Here is a 14,921-nt window from a genome sequence, read left to right as displayed (position 1 = left end):
GCAGGAAGCCAAACCACTAGCCGACTGCGAATAAAATATGTTCAAAATTCTTTTGATTGACCGTTGTCACTTCACCCGCGCGGGGTTTGAAGCATGGCTCAATCATTCCGGTTTGTTCCCGGGACACTACGTTGTGACCGGGCTGAATAATCTGTTTCTTGCCAGAGAACACATTCTGCAATGGAAACCTGCGCTGATCATCGCTGACCTGTACGGCTTCAGGCAGGATATTCACCATTTTCAGCAGCTCTCTTCTCTGCTTAACGCCAGTGAACGCTTACCGTTTATTTTGCTGCAGTCGGGAGAGGACAGCGGCATGACCGACTGGCTTGGAAAGTTCCCGGTGTGGTCGTCACTGTTGAAAAACGCCAGTCTCAAAGAAGTAGCGACGGTTATCAACGACGCATTACGCTCGCGCGCAGGCGCTGACAGACCAACGGCGGCGGCCCCCTTGCTGACCCGCCAGGAAGAGAAGGTGCTGACATTGTGGATGGACGGCGCGAGCAATCAAAAAATTGCCGCTCACCTGAGTATCAATGGAAAAACGGTTTATACCTATAAACGCAATATCCGCATGAAATTACATATGGATACGCGTTTTTCTCCGTTCTTATCCCTGCAGGAATCAGAAAGCTGACGGTACGAAACCCGACTGGTCCCGTACCGTTTATTCGTTACTGCTGAGCTTTTGTTGCCGCACCAGAGATTGCGCTACCACCTTCAGAAATATCCTGACCGACGCCACGCGTGGTATTACAGGCCGTTAACACTGAAGAAAGTACCAGGACTGAAAAGATCGCTGCAATTGTCTTCTTAACCATAATATCTTCCTTTTATAGCCAAAGTTGTTTTGTGTATAGCAACTTAAGGATAGACAAAATCCCGCCGGTTGACGGAAAAGGACACATTTTTAGGAAAATTAGACGAACTTAGCTGGCGGCGTGAGAAATGATATGACCCAGATCCTGGATATCTTGTCCCATTCCACGCGTGGTGTTACAGCCGGAAAGTAATGCACTGGAGAGCGCTAACAGAAGCAGAATTTTAACGGTACGTTTCATCATCCCTGCCTGCAAAAATCAGGCGCAGCGGGCGCTGCGCCTTCAGTCATACGTAAATTACTTCACGCGGGACACGTATTCGCCGGAGCGAGTATCCACTTTGATCACTTCGCCAGTCTGTACGAACAGTGGCACTTTCACCACTGCGCCGGTAGACAGTTTGGCTGGCTTACCGCCGGTACCTGCGGTATCACCCTTCAGACCTGGATCGGTTTCTACGATTTCCAGTTCTACGAAGTTTGGTGGGGTCACCGCGATAGGCTGGCCGTTCCACAGGGTCACGATGCACTCAGCCTGATCCAGCAGCCATTTAGCGCTGTCACCTACCGCTTTCTCATCAGCAGAGAGCTGTTCGAAAGTGGAGTTGTTCATGAAATGCCAGAACTCGCCATCGTTGTACAGATAGGTCAGGTTCATATCAACAACATCAGCGCCTTCAGCAGAGTCAGTAGACTTGAAGGTTTTCTCAACACGGGTACCGGTCAGCAGACGGCGCAGCTTAACGCGTGCGAATGCCTGGCCTTTACCTGGTTTAACGAATTCGCTGGCTTCAACCGCGTACGGTTCGCCGTCCATCATGATTTTAAGACCAGCACGAAAATCGTTGCTATAGTACGTTGCCATAAGGCCCTCTAAATTTGTTAACTGGTAGCTAAGCCACAAAATGGCGCATATTGTAACCCTAAACACCCCGTCCAGAGAAGATTGGTTATCGCAACTTGCCGATGTAATCACCAGTCCTGATGAATTGCTGCGTCTTTTAGACCTCGATCAGCACCCAGAGTTGCTTGCAGGTCGCGAGGCAAAGCGCCTTTTCGCCCTGCGCGTTCCCCGTGCGTTTGTGGCGCGGATGGAGAAAGGCAACCCCGACGATCCGTTATTAAAACAAACGCTTACTTCGCAGGATGAATTCATTACTGCGCCGGGATACAGCACCGATCCGCTGGAAGAGCAGAACAGCGTGGTGCCGGGTTTACTGCATAAGTATCTCAACCGCGCCCTGCTGCTGGTCAAAGGCGGATGTGCGGTAAATTGTCGTTATTGCTTCCGCCGGCATTTCCCGTACGCCGAAAATCAGGGCAATAAACGCAACTGGCAGGTCGCGCTGGACTATATTGCCGCCCATCCGGAGCTGGATGAGATTATTTTTTCCGGCGGCGATCCGCTGATGGCGAAAGATCATGAGCTGGACTGGCTGCTGACTCAGCTTGAAGCCATCCCGCACATTAAGCGCCTGCGCATTCACAGCCGCTTACCGATTGTCATTCCGGCACGGATCACCGACGGCCTGGTGTTACGACTGGAGCAGTCCCGCCTGCAGGTGCTGCTGGTGAATCATATTAATCACGCGAACGAAATTGACGATGCGTTTTGCGCGGCGATGGCGCGACTGCGTAAAGCGGGCGTGACGCTGCTGAATCAGAGCGTGCTGCTGCGCGGCGTGAATGACAGCGCCCGCGTGCTGGCCGATCTGAGCAATGCCCTGTTTGATGCAGGCGTGATGCCGTATTACCTGCACGTGCTGGATCGCGTTCAGGGCGCGGCGCATTTCATGGTGACGGATGAAGAAGCCCGGCAGATTATGCGCGAACTGTTAACGCTGGTTTCAGGCTATATGGTGCCGAAGCTGGCACGTGAGATTGGCGGAGAGCCGAGCAAGACGCCGCTGGATTTGCAGCTGCGGCAGCACTAAAAAGGCAGGTGGCGCTACGCTTACCTGCCCTACAGGGCCGGGCGCAGCGCCATCAGTACATTACATCAGTTCGGGCACTTATAAACCTGGCCCGTCATCTGGCTGGCGGTCGGCACGAAGCTGGACAGCATACTCTGCGTTGGGCTGCTTACGCCGTAAATCACGTTGCCGCCCATTGCCGCAGCCTGATTACGCAGGGCATTCGCCGCACCGCGCATTGAGCCGCCTTCTTCGCCATGCTGCCCTGACATCCAGTTACTTTGCTCACCGGTTGCCGTGCCTAACAGCTGGCATTCAGTGCCAGGCTTATCTTCCACAAAGCGAACGCCCTGGCCCGCTGCCGACAGCTCATTGCTGGAGCTACACCCCGCCAGCAGCAGTGCTGCCCCTACAATCCCTGCACAGACTTTTACGCGCATGTTATTCCTCGTTTTCAATAAGCTGGACAGTAGTTGTCCGTGTGTAAATCTTATACCTAAAAGATGACCAAAAGAAAAACGTTGAGCAATTCTGCGGGCCTGATTCCAGTCATCCCGTCCCTGATATCCTAAATGAATTCTGATATTGGCCTTTGGGATATCGTGTTTTCTTCTCCGATCGTTTTTAGTGATGCGACGTACAACTTTTGTACGCAACGAAAAGGAGGTTACATGAGTGCATCATCCTCAGGTGAGGAAAGAGTGACATGGGTGGGCTATCTGGCGTTTGTGCTGACCATCGTTTTTTTCTCCGGTTTTTTCGCAAAAAGCACCGACTGGTGGCGCGTGCTGGACTTTACCGTCTTAAACGGCAGCTTTGGCCCGGTTAACGGCGCCCTGACGTTTCGCGGAACGGGCGGTACGGGGGCGAAAGACGGTTTCCTGTTTGCCCTTGAGCTGGCTCCCTCGGTCATCTTATCGCTCGGTATTATTGCCGTCACCGAAGGTCTGGGCGGGCTGCGTGCCGCGCAGCAGCTTATGACGCCTGTTTTACGTCCGCTGCTTGGTGTGCCGGGCGTTTGCTCCCTGGCGCTGATTGCCAACCTGCAAAACACCGATGCGGCGGCAGGGATGACCAAAGAGTTAACCGATGAAGGCGCGATTACGGACCAGGAGCGCGCTATTTTCGCCACCTTCCAGACCAGCGGTAGCGCCATCATTACTAACTATTTTTCTTCCGGTGCCGCGCTCTTCACCTTCATTACCGTCCCGGTGATTACGCCGCTGGCCGTCATTCTGGTGTTTAAGTTTGTTGGCGCGAACGTCCTGCGCCTGTGGATCGCCCACATGGAAAATCGTCTTCAGGAGGAAGAACATGATCGCCCAGCCGCGTAAAAATATCATGGATATGTTTATTGATGGTGCCCGCCGCGGCTTTACCATCGCCACCACCAGCCTGTTGCCGAACGTCGTCATGGCGTTTGTCATCATTCAGGCGCTCAAGGTCACCGGCCTGCAGGATATTGTCGGCAAACTATGTCAGCCGATTATGGCGCTGTGGGGCCTTCCGGGCGCGGCGGCAACGGTTCTTCTGGCCTCGGTGATGAGTATGGGGGGCGGCGTGGGTGTCTGCGCCAGCCTGGTCGCCGCCGGCACGCTCAACGGCCACGATGCCACCATCCTGCTGCCCGCCATCTATCTGATGGGCAATCCGGTGCAAAACACCGGCCGCTGCCTGGGGACCGCCGGGGTGAATCCGAAATATTATCCGCATATTATTACTCTTTGCGTCATTAATGCCCTGATCTCGATGTGGGTGATGCAGCTACTCTTCTGAGGAGATAAAAATGGATTTTTCAGTGCTGACCCCCCACCTTTTCCGCAACGCGCATCTCTTCGCTCCGGAGGATAAAGGACGTTGCGATCTGCTGATCGCTGCGGGGAAAATCGTGGCGATCGAAAAAGCGAGCCAGGGAACAACGAGGCCAGACTGCCCGGAAAGCGATCTCGCCGGGGCGGTGGTTTGCCCGGGGTTTATCGACCAGCATGTGCATTTGATCGGGGGCGGCGGTGAGGCAGGCCCTCACACCCGCACGCCAGAGGTTCGCCTGTCTGCACTCGTGGCCGCAGGCATCACCTCCGTTGTTGGCCTGCTCGGCACCGACGGCGTAACCCGCCATCCTGAATCGCTGCTGGCAAAAACGCGGGCGCTCGAACATGAAGGGATCAGCGCATGGATGCTGACGGGCGCGTACGGGCTGCCTTCACCGACAATCACCGGCAGTGTCGAAAAAGACGTGGCGCTGATAGACAAAATTATCGGCGTGAAATGCGCAATCTCTGACCATCGTTCTTCCGCGCCAGCAGACCACCAGCTCGCCAGTATGGCTGCCCAGTCTCGCGTAGGTGGGCTGTTGGGTGCCAAAGCGGGCATATCCGTGTTTCACCTCGGCAACAGCCCAAAGCTGCTGGAGCCGCTATTAAGCATCCTGCATAACGCCGACGTTCCCCGCGTAAAACTGCTGCCAACCCACGTTAACCGCGCCCAGGCGCTGTTCCATGCCGCGCTGAACTATGCCCGCGAAGGCGGCTATATCGACATCACGACCAGCATCAGCGAACCGATTGACGCCGCCAGCGCCATCGTGATGGCCCGCGAGGCGCAGGTGCCGTTTAACCGGCTTACGCTCAGTTCTGACGGTAACGGCAGCCAGCCGAAATTTGATGAGAGCGGCAATCTGGTGGGTATAGGCGTAGCGGGGTTCGAATCCCTGCTCGAAACCCTGCAACAGCTGGTCAACCGACATCAGTTGCCGCTGGAAGAGGCGCTTCTTCCGTTTACGCAAAACGTGGCGGCGTTTCTCGGTCTGGAACATAAGGGCCGGATCGCGCCCGGATGCGATGCCGATTTCCTGGTGCTGACGGATGATCTGCAGATCCGCGACGTCTGGGCCAAAGGCCGCCAGATGGTGCGTGAAGGGGCTGTATGCGTCAAAGGGACTTTCGAATAGCACGCAATAAAAAACCCCGGGCATTTCTGCCCGGGGTTCGTTCTGAGAGGTTCAGAACAACATGATTACATCATGCCGCCCATTCCGCCCATGCCGCCCATACCAGCAGCACCTAAGTCAGGCGCATCGCCTTTTGGCAGGTCGGTCACCATACACTCGGTGGTGATCATCAGACCAGCAACAGAGGCCGCGTACTGCAGAGCAGAACGGGTCACTTTAGTTGGGTCCAGGATACCGAAGTCGATCATGTTGCCGTATTCTTCGGTTGCAGCGTTGTAACCGTAGTTACCTTCGCCCGCTTTAACCTTGTTCGCCACTACAGATGGCTCTTCACCGGCGTTAGACACGATCTGACGCAGAGGGGCTTCCATTGCGCGCAGCGCAACTTTGATACCCACGTTCTGGTCTTCGTTCTGAGCAGTCAGGCCAGCCAGTTTAGCGGCAACGCGCACCAGCGCAACGCCACCACCTGCAACCACGCCTTCTTCTACCGCAGCACGGGTCGCGTGCAGGGCATCGTCAACGCGAGCTTTTTTCTCTTTCATTTCAACTTCGGTCGCAGCACCGACTTTGATTACCGCAACGCCGCCAGCCAGTTTCGCTACGCGCTCCTGCAGTTTTTCACGGTCGTAATCGGAAGTCGCTTCTTCGATCTGCTTACGGATCTGACCTACGCGGCCCTGAATAGCGGCTTCTTCACCCACGCCATCGATGATGGTGGTGGTGTCTTTGTTGATCACAACGCGTTTTGCCTGACCCAGGTCTTCCAGGGTCGCTTTTTCCAGCTCCATACCGATCTCTTCGGAGATGACGGTACCGCCGGTCAGGGTAGCGATATCCTGCAGCATCGCTTTACGACGATCGCCGAATCCAGGTGCTTTAACCGCAGCCACTTTCACAATGCCGCGCATGGTGTTAACCACCAGGGTCGCCAGCGCTTCGCCTTCAACGTCTTCAGCAATGATAACCAGCGGTTTGCCTGCTTTCGCAACGGCTTCCAGCACTGGCAGCATTTCGCGGATGTTGGAGATTTTCTTGTCAGCCAGCAGGATGAACGGGCTTTCCAGCTCAACAGCGCCAGTCTCTGGCTTGTTGATGAAGTATGGGGACAGGTAACCGCGGTCGAACTGCATACCTTCAACCACGTCCAGTTCGTCTTCCAGACCGGTACCGTCTTCAACGGTGATCACGCCTTCTTTACCGACTTTATCCATCGCTTCCGCGATCAGTTTACCCACGGTTTCGTCGGAGTTAGCGGAGATAGTACCTACCTGAGCAATGGCTTTAGAGTCAGAGCACGGTACGGACAGCGCTTTCAGTTCTTCAACAGCGGAAGCGACAGCTTTGTCGATACCACGTTTCAGATCCATTGGGTTCATGCCCGCCGCAACGGCTTTCAGACCTTCGGTGATGATCGCCTGCGCCAGAACGGTCGCGGTGGTGGTACCGTCGCCTGCAGCGTCGTTCGCTTTAGAGGCAACTTCTTTCACCATCTGCGCGCCCATGTTTTCGAACTTGTCTTCCAGCTCGATTTCACGTGCTACAGAAACACCATCTTTGGTGATGGTTGGCGCGCCGAAGGATTTATCCAGCACTACGTTACGGCCTTTCGGGCCCAGGGTCACTTTAACTGCATCTGCCAGTACGTTTACGCCGCGGAGCATTTTTACACGAGCGTCGTTACCGAATTTTACGTCTTTAGCTGCCATGTTCTTATTTCCTCAAATTCTCGTGCGTAAATTACGCTTCAACAATTGCCAGAATGTCGCTCTCGGACATGATCAACACTTCTTCATTGTCGATCTTCTCGGATTTCACGCCGTAGCCATCGTTGAAAATTACGATGTCACCAACTTTAACGTCCAGCGGCTGCACAGTTCCGTTTTCCAGGATGCGGCCCTTACCGACAGCGATGATTTCGCCACGCGTTGATTTGGCTGCTGCAGAACCGGTCAGAACGATGCCGCCAGCAGACTTGGTTTCAACTTCTTTACGTTTGACGATCACACGATCATGTAACGGACGAATACTCATTGATAGCTCTCCTTTGAGAAAGTCATTATCAGTTATGGATGACGCCGGCCCGCATGCGGTTTTCCGACTAGTGCCCTGAGAGATGGGGATAGCTTTTTACCCCTTCAAGGGGGAGTTGAAAAAAAAATTTGCGAAAGTGTTACCATCGCCTCTCTTTTGGTATTGGCAGGGCAATGTCAATGAGTGGACTCAAGCAGGAGTTGGGGCTGGCGCAGGGCGTTGGCCTGCTCTCAACCTCCTTGTTAGGTACGGGCGTGTTTGCCGTACCCGCACTGGCGGCGCTGGTGGCAGGAAATAACAGCCTGTGGGCGTGGCCGGTGTTGATTGTACTGGTTTTCCCGATAGCCATTGTGTTTGCCATCCTGGGGCGGCATTTCCCCAGCGCGGGCGGCGTGGCGCACTTTGTCGGCCTGGCCTTTGGCGCACGGCTGGAGCGAGTGACCGGCTGGCTGTTTCTCTCCGTCATTCCGGTTGGCCTCCCGGCGGCGCTGCATATTGCGACAGGTTTTGGGCAGGCGCTGTTTGGCTGGCATCATGAGCAGCTGTTGCTGGCCGAGCTGGGGACGCTGGCTATCGTCTGGTGGGTGGGCTCACGCGGCGCCAGCTCCAGCGCCAACCTGCAGACGCTGGTTGCAGTGCTGATTGTCGCGCTTGTGGCCGCTATCTGGTGGGCGGGCGATATCACCGTAAAGGAGATTCCCTTCCCGGCGGTAACAGACATCGACCACGCGCAGCTTTTTGCCGCGCTCTCCGTCATGTTCTGGTGTTTTGTCGGTCTGGAAGCCTTTGCCCATCTGGCGTCGGAATTTAAGCAACCTGAACGTGATTTCCCCCGCGCGCTGATGATCGGCCTGCTGCTGGCGGGTACGGTCTACTGGGCGTGTACCGTGCTGGTGTTGCACTTCCACGCGTTCGGCGCGGATCTCGCCGCCGCGGCATCGCTGCCGGGTATCGTGGTTGAACTGTTTGGTGTGAAGGCGCTGTGGATCGCCTGCGTTATCGGCTATCTGGCCTGTTTTGCCAGCCTCAACATTTATATCCAGAGCTTTGCCCGTCTGGTGTGGTCGCAGGCGCTGGATAAACCTGATAACCGCCTCGCGCGCCTGTCTAAACGCCAGCTGCCGCTGAATGCCCTGAATGCCGTACTGGGCTGCTGCGTGCTGAGTACGCTGTGCATTTACGCCCTGAAGATCAATCTGGATACGCTGCTCGTCTATGCCAACGGCATTTTTATTATGATCTACCTGCTGTGTATGCTGGCGGGCTGCCGTTTGCTGAAAGGCCGTTATAAAGCACTGGCGGTTGTTGGGGGGCTGCTGTGCCTGCTGTTGCTGGCGATGGTGGGATGGAAGAGCGTGTATGCCATCGTCATGCTGGCGGTGTTGTGGCTGGCGCTTTAGTAGGCCCGGTAAGCGAAGCGCCACCGGGCAACAAAATCACCGATCGTCTTTGTGGTCCAGACGGTCGTGCTGTTCATCCTTACGCTGATATTCCCCTTCAAACGTGTCGCCAGGCCCGGTGCTGAACCCACCGCCGGGCATACGGCTAAAGCGCAGATGCGGCAGCAGCTTCATGGTCAGGTGCTTTTGCACCGGCGGAAGAAGCAGCAGAAGGCCGAGGAAATCGGTGAAGAACCCTGGCAGAATCAGCAGCAGCCCCGCAATAATCAACGACACGCTTTTGATCATCTCTTCCGCCGGGCTTTCGCCTGCGGCCATCTTCTGCTGCATTATCAGGAAATTTTTGAAACCCTGATTACGCACCAGCGACATGCCGATGACGGAGGTGAAAATCACCAGAATCAACGTCAGCAGGACGCCCAGCACATGGGCAACCTGGATGAAAATGGAAATCTCAATGTAAACATAGAGAAAGAAAGCAATAAACGGTATCCAGCGCACTGGCATCTCCTGTGTGGCAGAGGCCATCGGGCCCCTGTCTGAATGTGTTCGCGACGCGCGTTTGTATGAGATGGTGACGGTTAGCGAAAATTCAATCAGTTTGCACGGATATTTTTTTTGGAAATATTAAAGCGGTGACCCATTTCACAGATTAATAATTATCATGGAATCGGCTCGATAATAAGTGATCCAGCTTACGGCAATTCGCTATCATCAGCATATGATCTCGAGCATCTGGCTGATTGAGGGAATAATCGTCGGCCAGAAAATATTCAAAACCACATAAATACTGTGTGTTTAGTACAATCCATCGGCAGCTTGAAAAGAAGGTTCACATGTTAAACAACATTCGTATCGAAGAAGACTTGTTGGGTACCAGGGAAGTTCCAGCGGATGCCTACTACGGTGTCCACACTCTGAGAGCGATTGAAAACTTCTACATCAGCAACAGCAAAATCAGTGACATCCCTGAGTTTGTTCGTGGCATGGTGATGGTGAAGAAAGCCGCAGCCTTGGCCAACAAAGAGCTGCAAACCATTCCTAAAAGCGCGGCAAATGCGATTATCGCGGCCTGCGATGAAGTGCTGAACAACGGCAAATGCATGGATCAGTTCCCGGTTGACGTCTATCAGGGCGGCGCGGGCACTTCCGTCAACATGAATACTAACGAAGTACTGGCAAACATTGGCCTGGAGCTGATGGGTCACCAGAAAGGTGAATACCAGTACCTGAACCCGAACGACCACGTCAACAAATGCCAGTCCACCAACGACGCCTACCCAACCGGCTTCCGAATTGCGGTGTATGCCTCCGTGGTGAAACTGGTGGATGCGATCAACCAACTGGGCGATGGCTTCCAGCGTAAAGCGGTTGAGTTCCAGGACATTCTGAAAATGGGTCGTACCCAGCTGCAGGATGCGGTGCCGATGACCCTCGGTCAGGAATTCCACGCGTTTAACGTACTGCTGAACGAAGAGACCAAAAACCTGCTGCGTACCTCCGAGCTGCTGCTGGAAGTGAACCTGGGCGCCACCGCCATCGGTACGCGTCTGAACACCCCGGATGGCTATCAGCAACTGGCGGTACAGAAGCTGGCTGAAGTGTCCAACCTGCCGGTTGTGCCTGCAGAAGACCTGATTGAAGCGACCTCCGACTGCGGCGCCTACGTCATGGTACACAGCGCGCTGAAACGTCTGGCGGTGAAACTGTCCAAAATCTGTAATGACCTGCGCCTGCTCTCTTCCGGTCCGCGCGCTGGCCTGAATGAAATCAACCTGCCAGAACTGCAGGCGGGTTCATCCATCATGCCGGCCAAAGTGAACCCGGTCGTGCCAGAAGTAGTGAATCAGGTTTGCTTTAAAGTCATCGGTAACGATACGACCGTAACCATGGCCTCTGAAGCGGGTCAGCTGCAGCTGAACGTGATGGAGCCGGTAATTGGCCAGGCGATGTTTGAATCTATCCACATTCTGACCAACGCCTGCTACAACCTGCTGGAAAAATGCATTAACGGCATCACGGCGAATAAAGAAGTCTGTGAAGGTTATGTCTATAACTCCATCGGGATCGTCACCTACCTCAACCCGTTCATCGGCCACCACAACGGCGACATCGTCGGTAAGATTTGTGCCGAAACCGGTAAGAGCGTGCGTGAAGTGGTGCTGGAGCGCGGGCTGTTGACCGAAGCCGAGCTGGACGATATCTTCTCGGCCCAAAACCTGATGCACCCGGCATATAAAGCGAAACGATATACCGATGAAAGCGAACAGTAACCGTTCAGGCTAGGCTTCTTAAGGCACGTCACTTGTGACGTGCCTTTTTTCTTTTTAGGCGTTACCAAAATACAACAATTCAATATCAACTTGTTAATAAGCAAGGCAGGTCCTTATGTTTGGAGCAGAACTCGTCATCGTCTTGTTGGCGATTTATTTGGGAGCACGACTCGGGGGTATCGGCATCGGTTTTGCCGGCGGTCTTGGAGTGCTCGTTCTTACCCTTATCTTTCAGATTAAACCCGGCGCTATCCCGTTCGACGTTATCGAAATCATCATGGCTGTTATTGCCGCTATTGCCGCCATGCAGGTGGCAGGCGGTATGGACTACCTGGTAAGCCTGGCGGAACGCATGCTACGCCGCCACCCTAAATACATTACCTTCCTTGCTCCGCTGGTGACCTGGTTTATGACCATTCTCGCCGGTACTGGCCACACCGCTTTCTCCACGTTACCGGTGATTACCGAAGTGGCGAAAGAACAGGGTATCCGTCCATCGCGTCCGCTCTCTATTGCGGTCGTCGCGTCCCAGATCGCCATTACCGCCTCGCCGATTTCCGCGGCGGTGGTCTTCTTCGCCGGTATCCTGGAGCCGATGGGCGTGAGCTACCTGACGCTGCTGGCGATCTGTATCCCGGTGACGCTGATTGCGGTGATGATTACCGCTGTGCTGTGCAACTTCCTCGGCGCTGAACTGAAAGACGACCCGGTTTATCAGGAGCGTCTGGCAAAAGGTGAAGTGAGCCTGCGCGGCAGCCAGGTCTTCGAACTGAAGCCACATGCGAAACGCTCCGTGCTGCTGTTCCTGATTGGGATTGTCGCCGTCATGTTCTATGCGACCGCCATCAGCGATACCGTGGGGCTGATCCAGAACCCGGTCCTGCCTCGTAACGAAGCGATTGTGGTGTTCATGCTGACCATCGCAACGCTGATTAGCATCACCTGTAAAATTGATACCAGCGAAGTGCTGAACGCCAGCACCTTCAAATCCGGTATGAGCGCCTGCGTGTGCGTGCTGGGTGTGGCGTGGCTCGGTGATACCTTCGTGAAAGCGCACATTAGCGACATTCAGACCGTAGCAGGCGACCTGCTGCATAACTACCCATGGCTGCTGGCGGTCGTGCTGTTCTTTGCGGCTACCCTGCTTTACTCTCAGGCAGCGACCACCAAAGCGCTGATGCCTGCGGCTCTGATGCTGGGCGTCACCCCGTTAACCGCTATCGCCTCGTTTGCTGCTGTTTCTGCCCTGTTCGTGCTGCCTACCTACCCAACCTTGCTGGCGGCCGTTGAGATGGACGACACCGGCTCAACCCGTATCGGTAAGTATGTGTTTAACCATGCGTTCCTGATCCCGGGCGTGGTCGCCATTTCACTCTGCGTGATCCTCGGCTTTATCATCGGTGGCGTGGTGCTGTAAACCGTTACCGGTTGTAAAAATAGTTAAAATCGGGCCGCTCTGCGGCCCGTTTCATTAATGACCAACCGCCTTGCGTGATATAGTGAAACCTTTCGTGATGAGGAGGTCGACTTGTGAACACGCCTGATGCCGTTGTCGTACTGTGTACCGCCCCTGATGAAGCCTCTGCCCAGGATCTCGCCGCCAAAGTGCTGGCCGAAAAACTGGCAGCCTGCGTCACGCTCCTCCCCGGCGCGACTTCTCTTTACTACTGGGAAGGTAAGCTGGAGCAAGAGTACGAAGTCCAGATGTTGCTCAAAACCAATCTGGCGAATCAGCAGGCACTCCTGGACTGCCTCAAATCTCATCATCCTTACCAAACCCCGGAGCTGCTGGTCCTGCCAGTGGTTCATGGCGATAACGACTATCTCTCATGGCTCAACGCTTCCTTACGCTGATCCTGCTGCTGTGCAGCACATCAGTATTTGCCGGGTTGTTTGACGCGCCCGGCCGTTCGAACTTCATTCCTGCCGATCGGGCGTTTGTTTTCGATTTTCAGCAAAACCAGCATGACCTTACCCTTAACTGGCAGGTGAAAGAGGGCTATTACCTCTATCGCAAGCAGGTCAGCATTACGCCTGCTCAGGCCAGCGTGGGCGCTTTACAGATGCCCTCTGGCGAGTGGCATGAAGATGAGTTTTACGGCAAAAGCGAAATCTATCGCCAGCACCTGAGCGTGCCTGTTACGGTGAATCAGGCGGATAAAGGTGCGACCCTGACGGTGACCTATCAGGGGTGCGCGAATGCCGGATTCTGCTATCCGCCTGAAACAAAGGTGGTTCCGCTTAGTGAGGTGAAAGCCTCTGCCACGGCTCCCCCTCTTCCTTCGGGCGAGAAGCGTGAAGCTCCCGCTGACCTTCCGTTCTCCGCGCTGTGGGCCTTGCTGATCGGTATCGGCATTGCCTTCACGCCGTGCGTGCTGCCGATGTATCCGCTCATCTCTGGCATTGTGCTGGGCGGCAAACAGCGCCTTTCCACCGCCCGCGCGCTGCTGCTGGCCTTTATTTACGTGCAGGGTATGGCGCTGACCTACACGGCACTCGGCCTTGTGGTCGCCGCTGCCGGGTTGCAGTTCCAGGCCGCACTTCAGCACCCTTATGTGCTGATTGGCCTGTCGGCGATATTTATCCTGCTGGCACTGTCGATGTTTGGCCTTTTCACGCTGCAGTTACCGTCAGCTCTGCAAACCCGCTTAACGCTGATGAGTAATCGCCAGCAGGGTGGTTCGGCAGGCGGCGTGTTTATGATGGGGGCCATCGCCGGACTGATTTGCTCCCCTTGCACCACCGCACCGCTGAGCGCCATCCTGCTCTATATTGCCCAGAGCGGCAATCTGTGGCTTGGCGGCGGTACGCTGTACCTTTACGCGCTGGGCATGGGCCTGCCGCTGATTCTGGTTACGGTTTTCGGCAATCGCCTGCTGCCGAAGAGCGGCCCGTGGATGGAGACGGTGAAAACCGCGTTTGGTTTTGTCATTCTGGCGCTGCCGGTGTTCCTGCTGGAACGTATTACGGGTGACGTGTGGGGCACTCGCCTGTGGGCGATGCTCGGCGTAGCGTTCTTCTCCTGGGCGTTTATCGTCAGTCTGGGGGCGAAAAAAGCGTGGATGCGCCTGGTGCAAATCCTCCTGCTCGCCGCCGCGCTGGTGAGCGTGCGTCCTCTTCAGGACTGGGCGTTCGGCTCGCCGGTCGGCCAGACGCAGGCGCATCTGAACTTCATCCAGATTAAGAACGTTGATGAGCTCAACAGCGCGCTCGCACAGGCAAAAGGCAAGCCGGTGATGCTCGATCTCTATGCCGACTGGTGCGTCGCCTGCAAAGAGTTTGAAAAATACACCTTTAGCGATCCTCAGGTACAAAACGCCCTGAAAGAGACTGTTCTGCTCCAGGCGAACGTAACCGCCAATAATGCGCAGGATAAGGCTCTGCTGAAGCAGCTTAACGTGCTCGGGCTGCCAACCATCCTGTTCTTCAATCAACAGGGGCAGGAGCAGCCAGAACAGCGTATAACCGGCTTTATGGATGCCGCGGCATTCAGCGCGCATTTGCGCAATCGCCAACCGTAAACAACACTGT

The 14,921-nt window shown here is 55.1% G+C and carries 17 protein-coding genes; 10 read left to right on the top strand and 7 right to left on the bottom strand.

The genetic code is table 11. The features are described from left to right. The first annotated feature begins 37 nt into the window (after positions 1 to 37). The gene (locus KGP25_RS02310) at positions 38 to 637 is read left to right on the top strand and encodes a LuxR C-terminal-related transcriptional regulator (RefSeq protein ID WP_223539899.1); all 600 of its coding nucleotides are present in this window, start codon (positions 38 to 40) and stop codon (positions 635 to 637) included. 37 nt (positions 638 to 674) lie between these two features. Here KGP25_RS02310 and ecnB read toward each other — a convergent pair whose 3' ends face one another. The 3 genes from ecnB to efp form a co-directional block, all read right to left on the bottom strand. After that, positions 675 to 821: a lipoprotein toxin entericidin B gene (gene ecnB, locus KGP25_RS02305; protein WP_003025482.1), complete on the bottom strand. Its 147-nt coding sequence runs from the start codon at positions 819 to 821 to the stop codon at positions 675 to 677. Positions 822 to 929: 108 nt separating this feature from the next. Then, positions 930 to 1,061 carry an entericidin A/B family lipoprotein gene (locus KGP25_RS02300; protein ID WP_024907352.1) on the bottom strand — a complete coding sequence of 44 codons (132 nt, stop codon included), beginning with the start codon at positions 1,059 to 1,061 and terminating at the stop codon, positions 930 to 932. A gap of 57 nt (positions 1,062 to 1,118) precedes the next feature. Further along, complete coding sequence (efp, locus tag KGP25_RS02295; RefSeq protein WP_008502940.1) at positions 1,119 to 1,685, bottom strand: elongation factor P; 567 nt, start codon at positions 1,683 to 1,685, stop codon at positions 1,119 to 1,121. A gap of 40 nt (positions 1,686 to 1,725) precedes the next feature. Between efp and epmB the strand changes: the two genes are divergently transcribed. Beyond that, the gene (gene epmB, locus KGP25_RS02290; RefSeq protein WP_196347152.1) at positions 1,726 to 2,754 is read left to right on the top strand and encodes an EF-P beta-lysylation protein EpmB; all 1,029 of its coding nucleotides are present in this window, start codon (positions 1,726 to 1,728) and stop codon (positions 2,752 to 2,754) included. Positions 2,755 to 2,819: 65 nt separating this feature from the next. Here the strand turns inward: epmB and KGP25_RS02285 are convergent, their stop codons facing one another. After that, entirely contained in the window at positions 2,820 to 3,173 is a 354-nt protein-coding gene (locus tag KGP25_RS02285; RefSeq protein WP_045909554.1) for a DUF4156 domain-containing protein, read from the bottom strand. 231 nt (positions 3,174 to 3,404) lie between these two features. On the opposite strand from KGP25_RS02285, the gene KGP25_RS02280 reads away from it, so the two are divergent. Genes KGP25_RS02280 through iadA form a run of 3 tightly spaced genes read left to right on the top strand, consistent with a single transcriptional unit; the run spans position 3,405 to position 5,683 of the window. After that, positions 3,405 to 4,067: a nucleoside recognition domain-containing protein gene (locus KGP25_RS02280; RefSeq protein ID WP_045909555.1), complete on the top strand. Its 663-nt coding sequence runs from the start codon at positions 3,405 to 3,407 to the stop codon at positions 4,065 to 4,067. Continuing rightward, entirely contained in the window at positions 4,048 to 4,509 is a 462-nt protein-coding gene (locus tag KGP25_RS02275; protein ID WP_223539898.1) for a YjiG family protein, read from the top strand. Before KGP25_RS02280 ends, KGP25_RS02275 begins: the two co-directional genes overlap by 20 nt. Positions 4,510 to 4,519: 10 nt before the next feature. Then, positions 4,520 to 5,683, top strand: a complete 1,164-nt coding sequence (gene iadA, locus KGP25_RS02270) for a beta-aspartyl-peptidase (RefSeq protein WP_045909557.1) — start codon at positions 4,520 to 4,522, stop codon at positions 5,681 to 5,683. A gap of 65 nt (positions 5,684 to 5,748) precedes the next feature. On the opposite strand, the gene groL is transcribed toward iadA, so the two are convergent. Further along, positions 5,749 to 7,392 (bottom strand): chaperonin GroEL, encoded by a 1,644-nt coding sequence (gene groL, locus KGP25_RS02265; RefSeq protein ID WP_008502946.1) that lies wholly within the window; start codon positions 7,390 to 7,392, stop codon positions 5,749 to 5,751. Between the two features lie 31 nt (positions 7,393 to 7,423). Next, positions 7,424 to 7,717: a co-chaperone GroES gene (locus KGP25_RS02260; RefSeq protein ID WP_003855929.1), complete on the bottom strand. Its 294-nt coding sequence runs from the start codon at positions 7,715 to 7,717 to the stop codon at positions 7,424 to 7,426. Between the two features lie 179 nt (positions 7,718 to 7,896). Between KGP25_RS02260 and yjeH the strand changes: the two genes are divergently transcribed. Then, on the top strand, positions 7,897 to 9,117 hold the full coding sequence (gene yjeH, locus KGP25_RS02255; protein ID WP_045909558.1) for an L-methionine/branched-chain amino acid transporter: 1,221 nt from the start codon (positions 7,897 to 7,899) through the stop codon (positions 9,115 to 9,117). Between the two features lie 36 nt (positions 9,118 to 9,153). Here yjeH and KGP25_RS02250 read toward each other — a convergent pair whose 3' ends face one another. Further along, on the bottom strand, positions 9,154 to 9,618 hold the full coding sequence (locus tag KGP25_RS02250) for an FxsA family protein (protein ID WP_023616652.1): 465 nt from the start codon (positions 9,616 to 9,618) through the stop codon (positions 9,154 to 9,156). Positions 9,619 to 9,953: 335 nt separating this feature from the next. Between KGP25_RS02250 and aspA the strand changes: the two genes are divergently transcribed. From aspA to KGP25_RS02230, 4 genes are all read left to right on the top strand, one after another. Continuing rightward, the gene (aspA, locus tag KGP25_RS02245; protein ID WP_003855923.1) at positions 9,954 to 11,390 is read left to right on the top strand and encodes an aspartate ammonia-lyase; all 1,437 of its coding nucleotides are present in this window, start codon (positions 9,954 to 9,956) and stop codon (positions 11,388 to 11,390) included. 115 nt (positions 11,391 to 11,505) lie between these two features. Beyond that, positions 11,506 to 12,807 (top strand): anaerobic C4-dicarboxylate transporter, encoded by a 1,302-nt coding sequence (locus tag KGP25_RS02240; protein ID WP_024907357.1) that lies wholly within the window; start codon positions 11,506 to 11,508, stop codon positions 12,805 to 12,807. Positions 12,808 to 12,920: 113 nt separating this feature from the next. Then, entirely contained in the window at positions 12,921 to 13,244 is a 324-nt protein-coding gene (gene cutA, locus KGP25_RS02235) for a divalent cation tolerance protein CutA (RefSeq protein ID WP_014168278.1), read from the top strand. Beyond that, the gene (locus tag KGP25_RS02230) at positions 13,220 to 14,911 is read left to right on the top strand and encodes a protein-disulfide reductase DsbD (RefSeq protein WP_223539897.1); all 1,692 of its coding nucleotides are present in this window, start codon (positions 13,220 to 13,222) and stop codon (positions 14,909 to 14,911) included. Before cutA ends, KGP25_RS02230 begins: the two co-directional genes overlap by 25 nt. The last annotated feature ends 10 nt before the right edge of the window (positions 14,912 to 14,921 follow it).

Origin of the sequence: Enterobacter sp. JBIWA003 (assembly GCF_019968825.1) — a bacterium.
Lineage (GTDB): Bacteria > Pseudomonadota > Gammaproteobacteria > Enterobacterales > Enterobacteriaceae > Enterobacter > Enterobacter quasiroggenkampii.
The sequence above is the reverse complement of the archived record's forward strand: the minus strand, read 5'-3'. Positions and strand labels throughout refer to the sequence as shown.

Excerpts from the sequence above, each read along its gene's own strand:
- efp (WP_008502940.1), bottom strand. The coding sequence starts at position 1,685 with ATGGCAACGTACTATAGCAACGATTTTCGTGCTGGTCTTAAAATCATG.
- KGP25_RS02275 (WP_223539898.1), top strand. The coding sequence starts at position 4,048 with ATGATCGCCCAGCCGCGTAAAAATATCATGGATATGTTTATTGATGGT.
- KGP25_RS02280 (WP_045909555.1), top strand. The coding sequence starts at position 3,405 with ATGAGTGCATCATCCTCAGGTGAGGAAAGAGTGACATGGGTGGGCTAT.
- KGP25_RS02230 (WP_223539897.1), top strand. The coding sequence starts at position 13,220 with ATGGCTCAACGCTTCCTTACGCTGATCCTGCTGCTGTGCAGCACATCA.
- ecnB (WP_003025482.1), bottom strand. The coding sequence starts at position 821 with ATGGTTAAGAAGACAATTGCAGCGATCTTTTCAGTCCTGGTACTTTCT.
- iadA (WP_045909557.1), top strand. The coding sequence starts at position 4,520 with ATGGATTTTTCAGTGCTGACCCCCCACCTTTTCCGCAACGCGCATCTC.
- aspA (WP_003855923.1), top strand. The coding sequence starts at position 9,954 with ATGTTAAACAACATTCGTATCGAAGAAGACTTGTTGGGTACCAGGGAA.
- KGP25_RS02285 (WP_045909554.1), bottom strand. The coding sequence starts at position 3,173 with ATGCGCGTAAAAGTCTGTGCAGGGATTGTAGGGGCAGCACTGCTGCTG.
- groL (WP_008502946.1), bottom strand. The coding sequence starts at position 7,392 with ATGGCAGCTAAAGACGTAAAATTCGGTAACGACGCTCGTGTAAAAATG.
- KGP25_RS02310 (WP_223539899.1), top strand. The coding sequence starts at position 38 with ATGTTCAAAATTCTTTTGATTGACCGTTGTCACTTCACCCGCGCGGGG.
- epmB (WP_196347152.1), top strand. The coding sequence starts at position 1,726 with ATGGCGCATATTGTAACCCTAAACACCCCGTCCAGAGAAGATTGGTTA.
- yjeH (WP_045909558.1), top strand. The coding sequence starts at position 7,897 with ATGAGTGGACTCAAGCAGGAGTTGGGGCTGGCGCAGGGCGTTGGCCTG.
- KGP25_RS02240 (WP_024907357.1), top strand. The coding sequence starts at position 11,506 with ATGTTTGGAGCAGAACTCGTCATCGTCTTGTTGGCGATTTATTTGGGA.
- KGP25_RS02300 (WP_024907352.1), bottom strand. The coding sequence starts at position 1,061 with ATGAAACGTACCGTTAAAATTCTGCTTCTGTTAGCGCTCTCCAGTGCA.
- KGP25_RS02260 (WP_003855929.1), bottom strand. The coding sequence starts at position 7,717 with ATGAGTATTCGTCCGTTACATGATCGTGTGATCGTCAAACGTAAAGAA.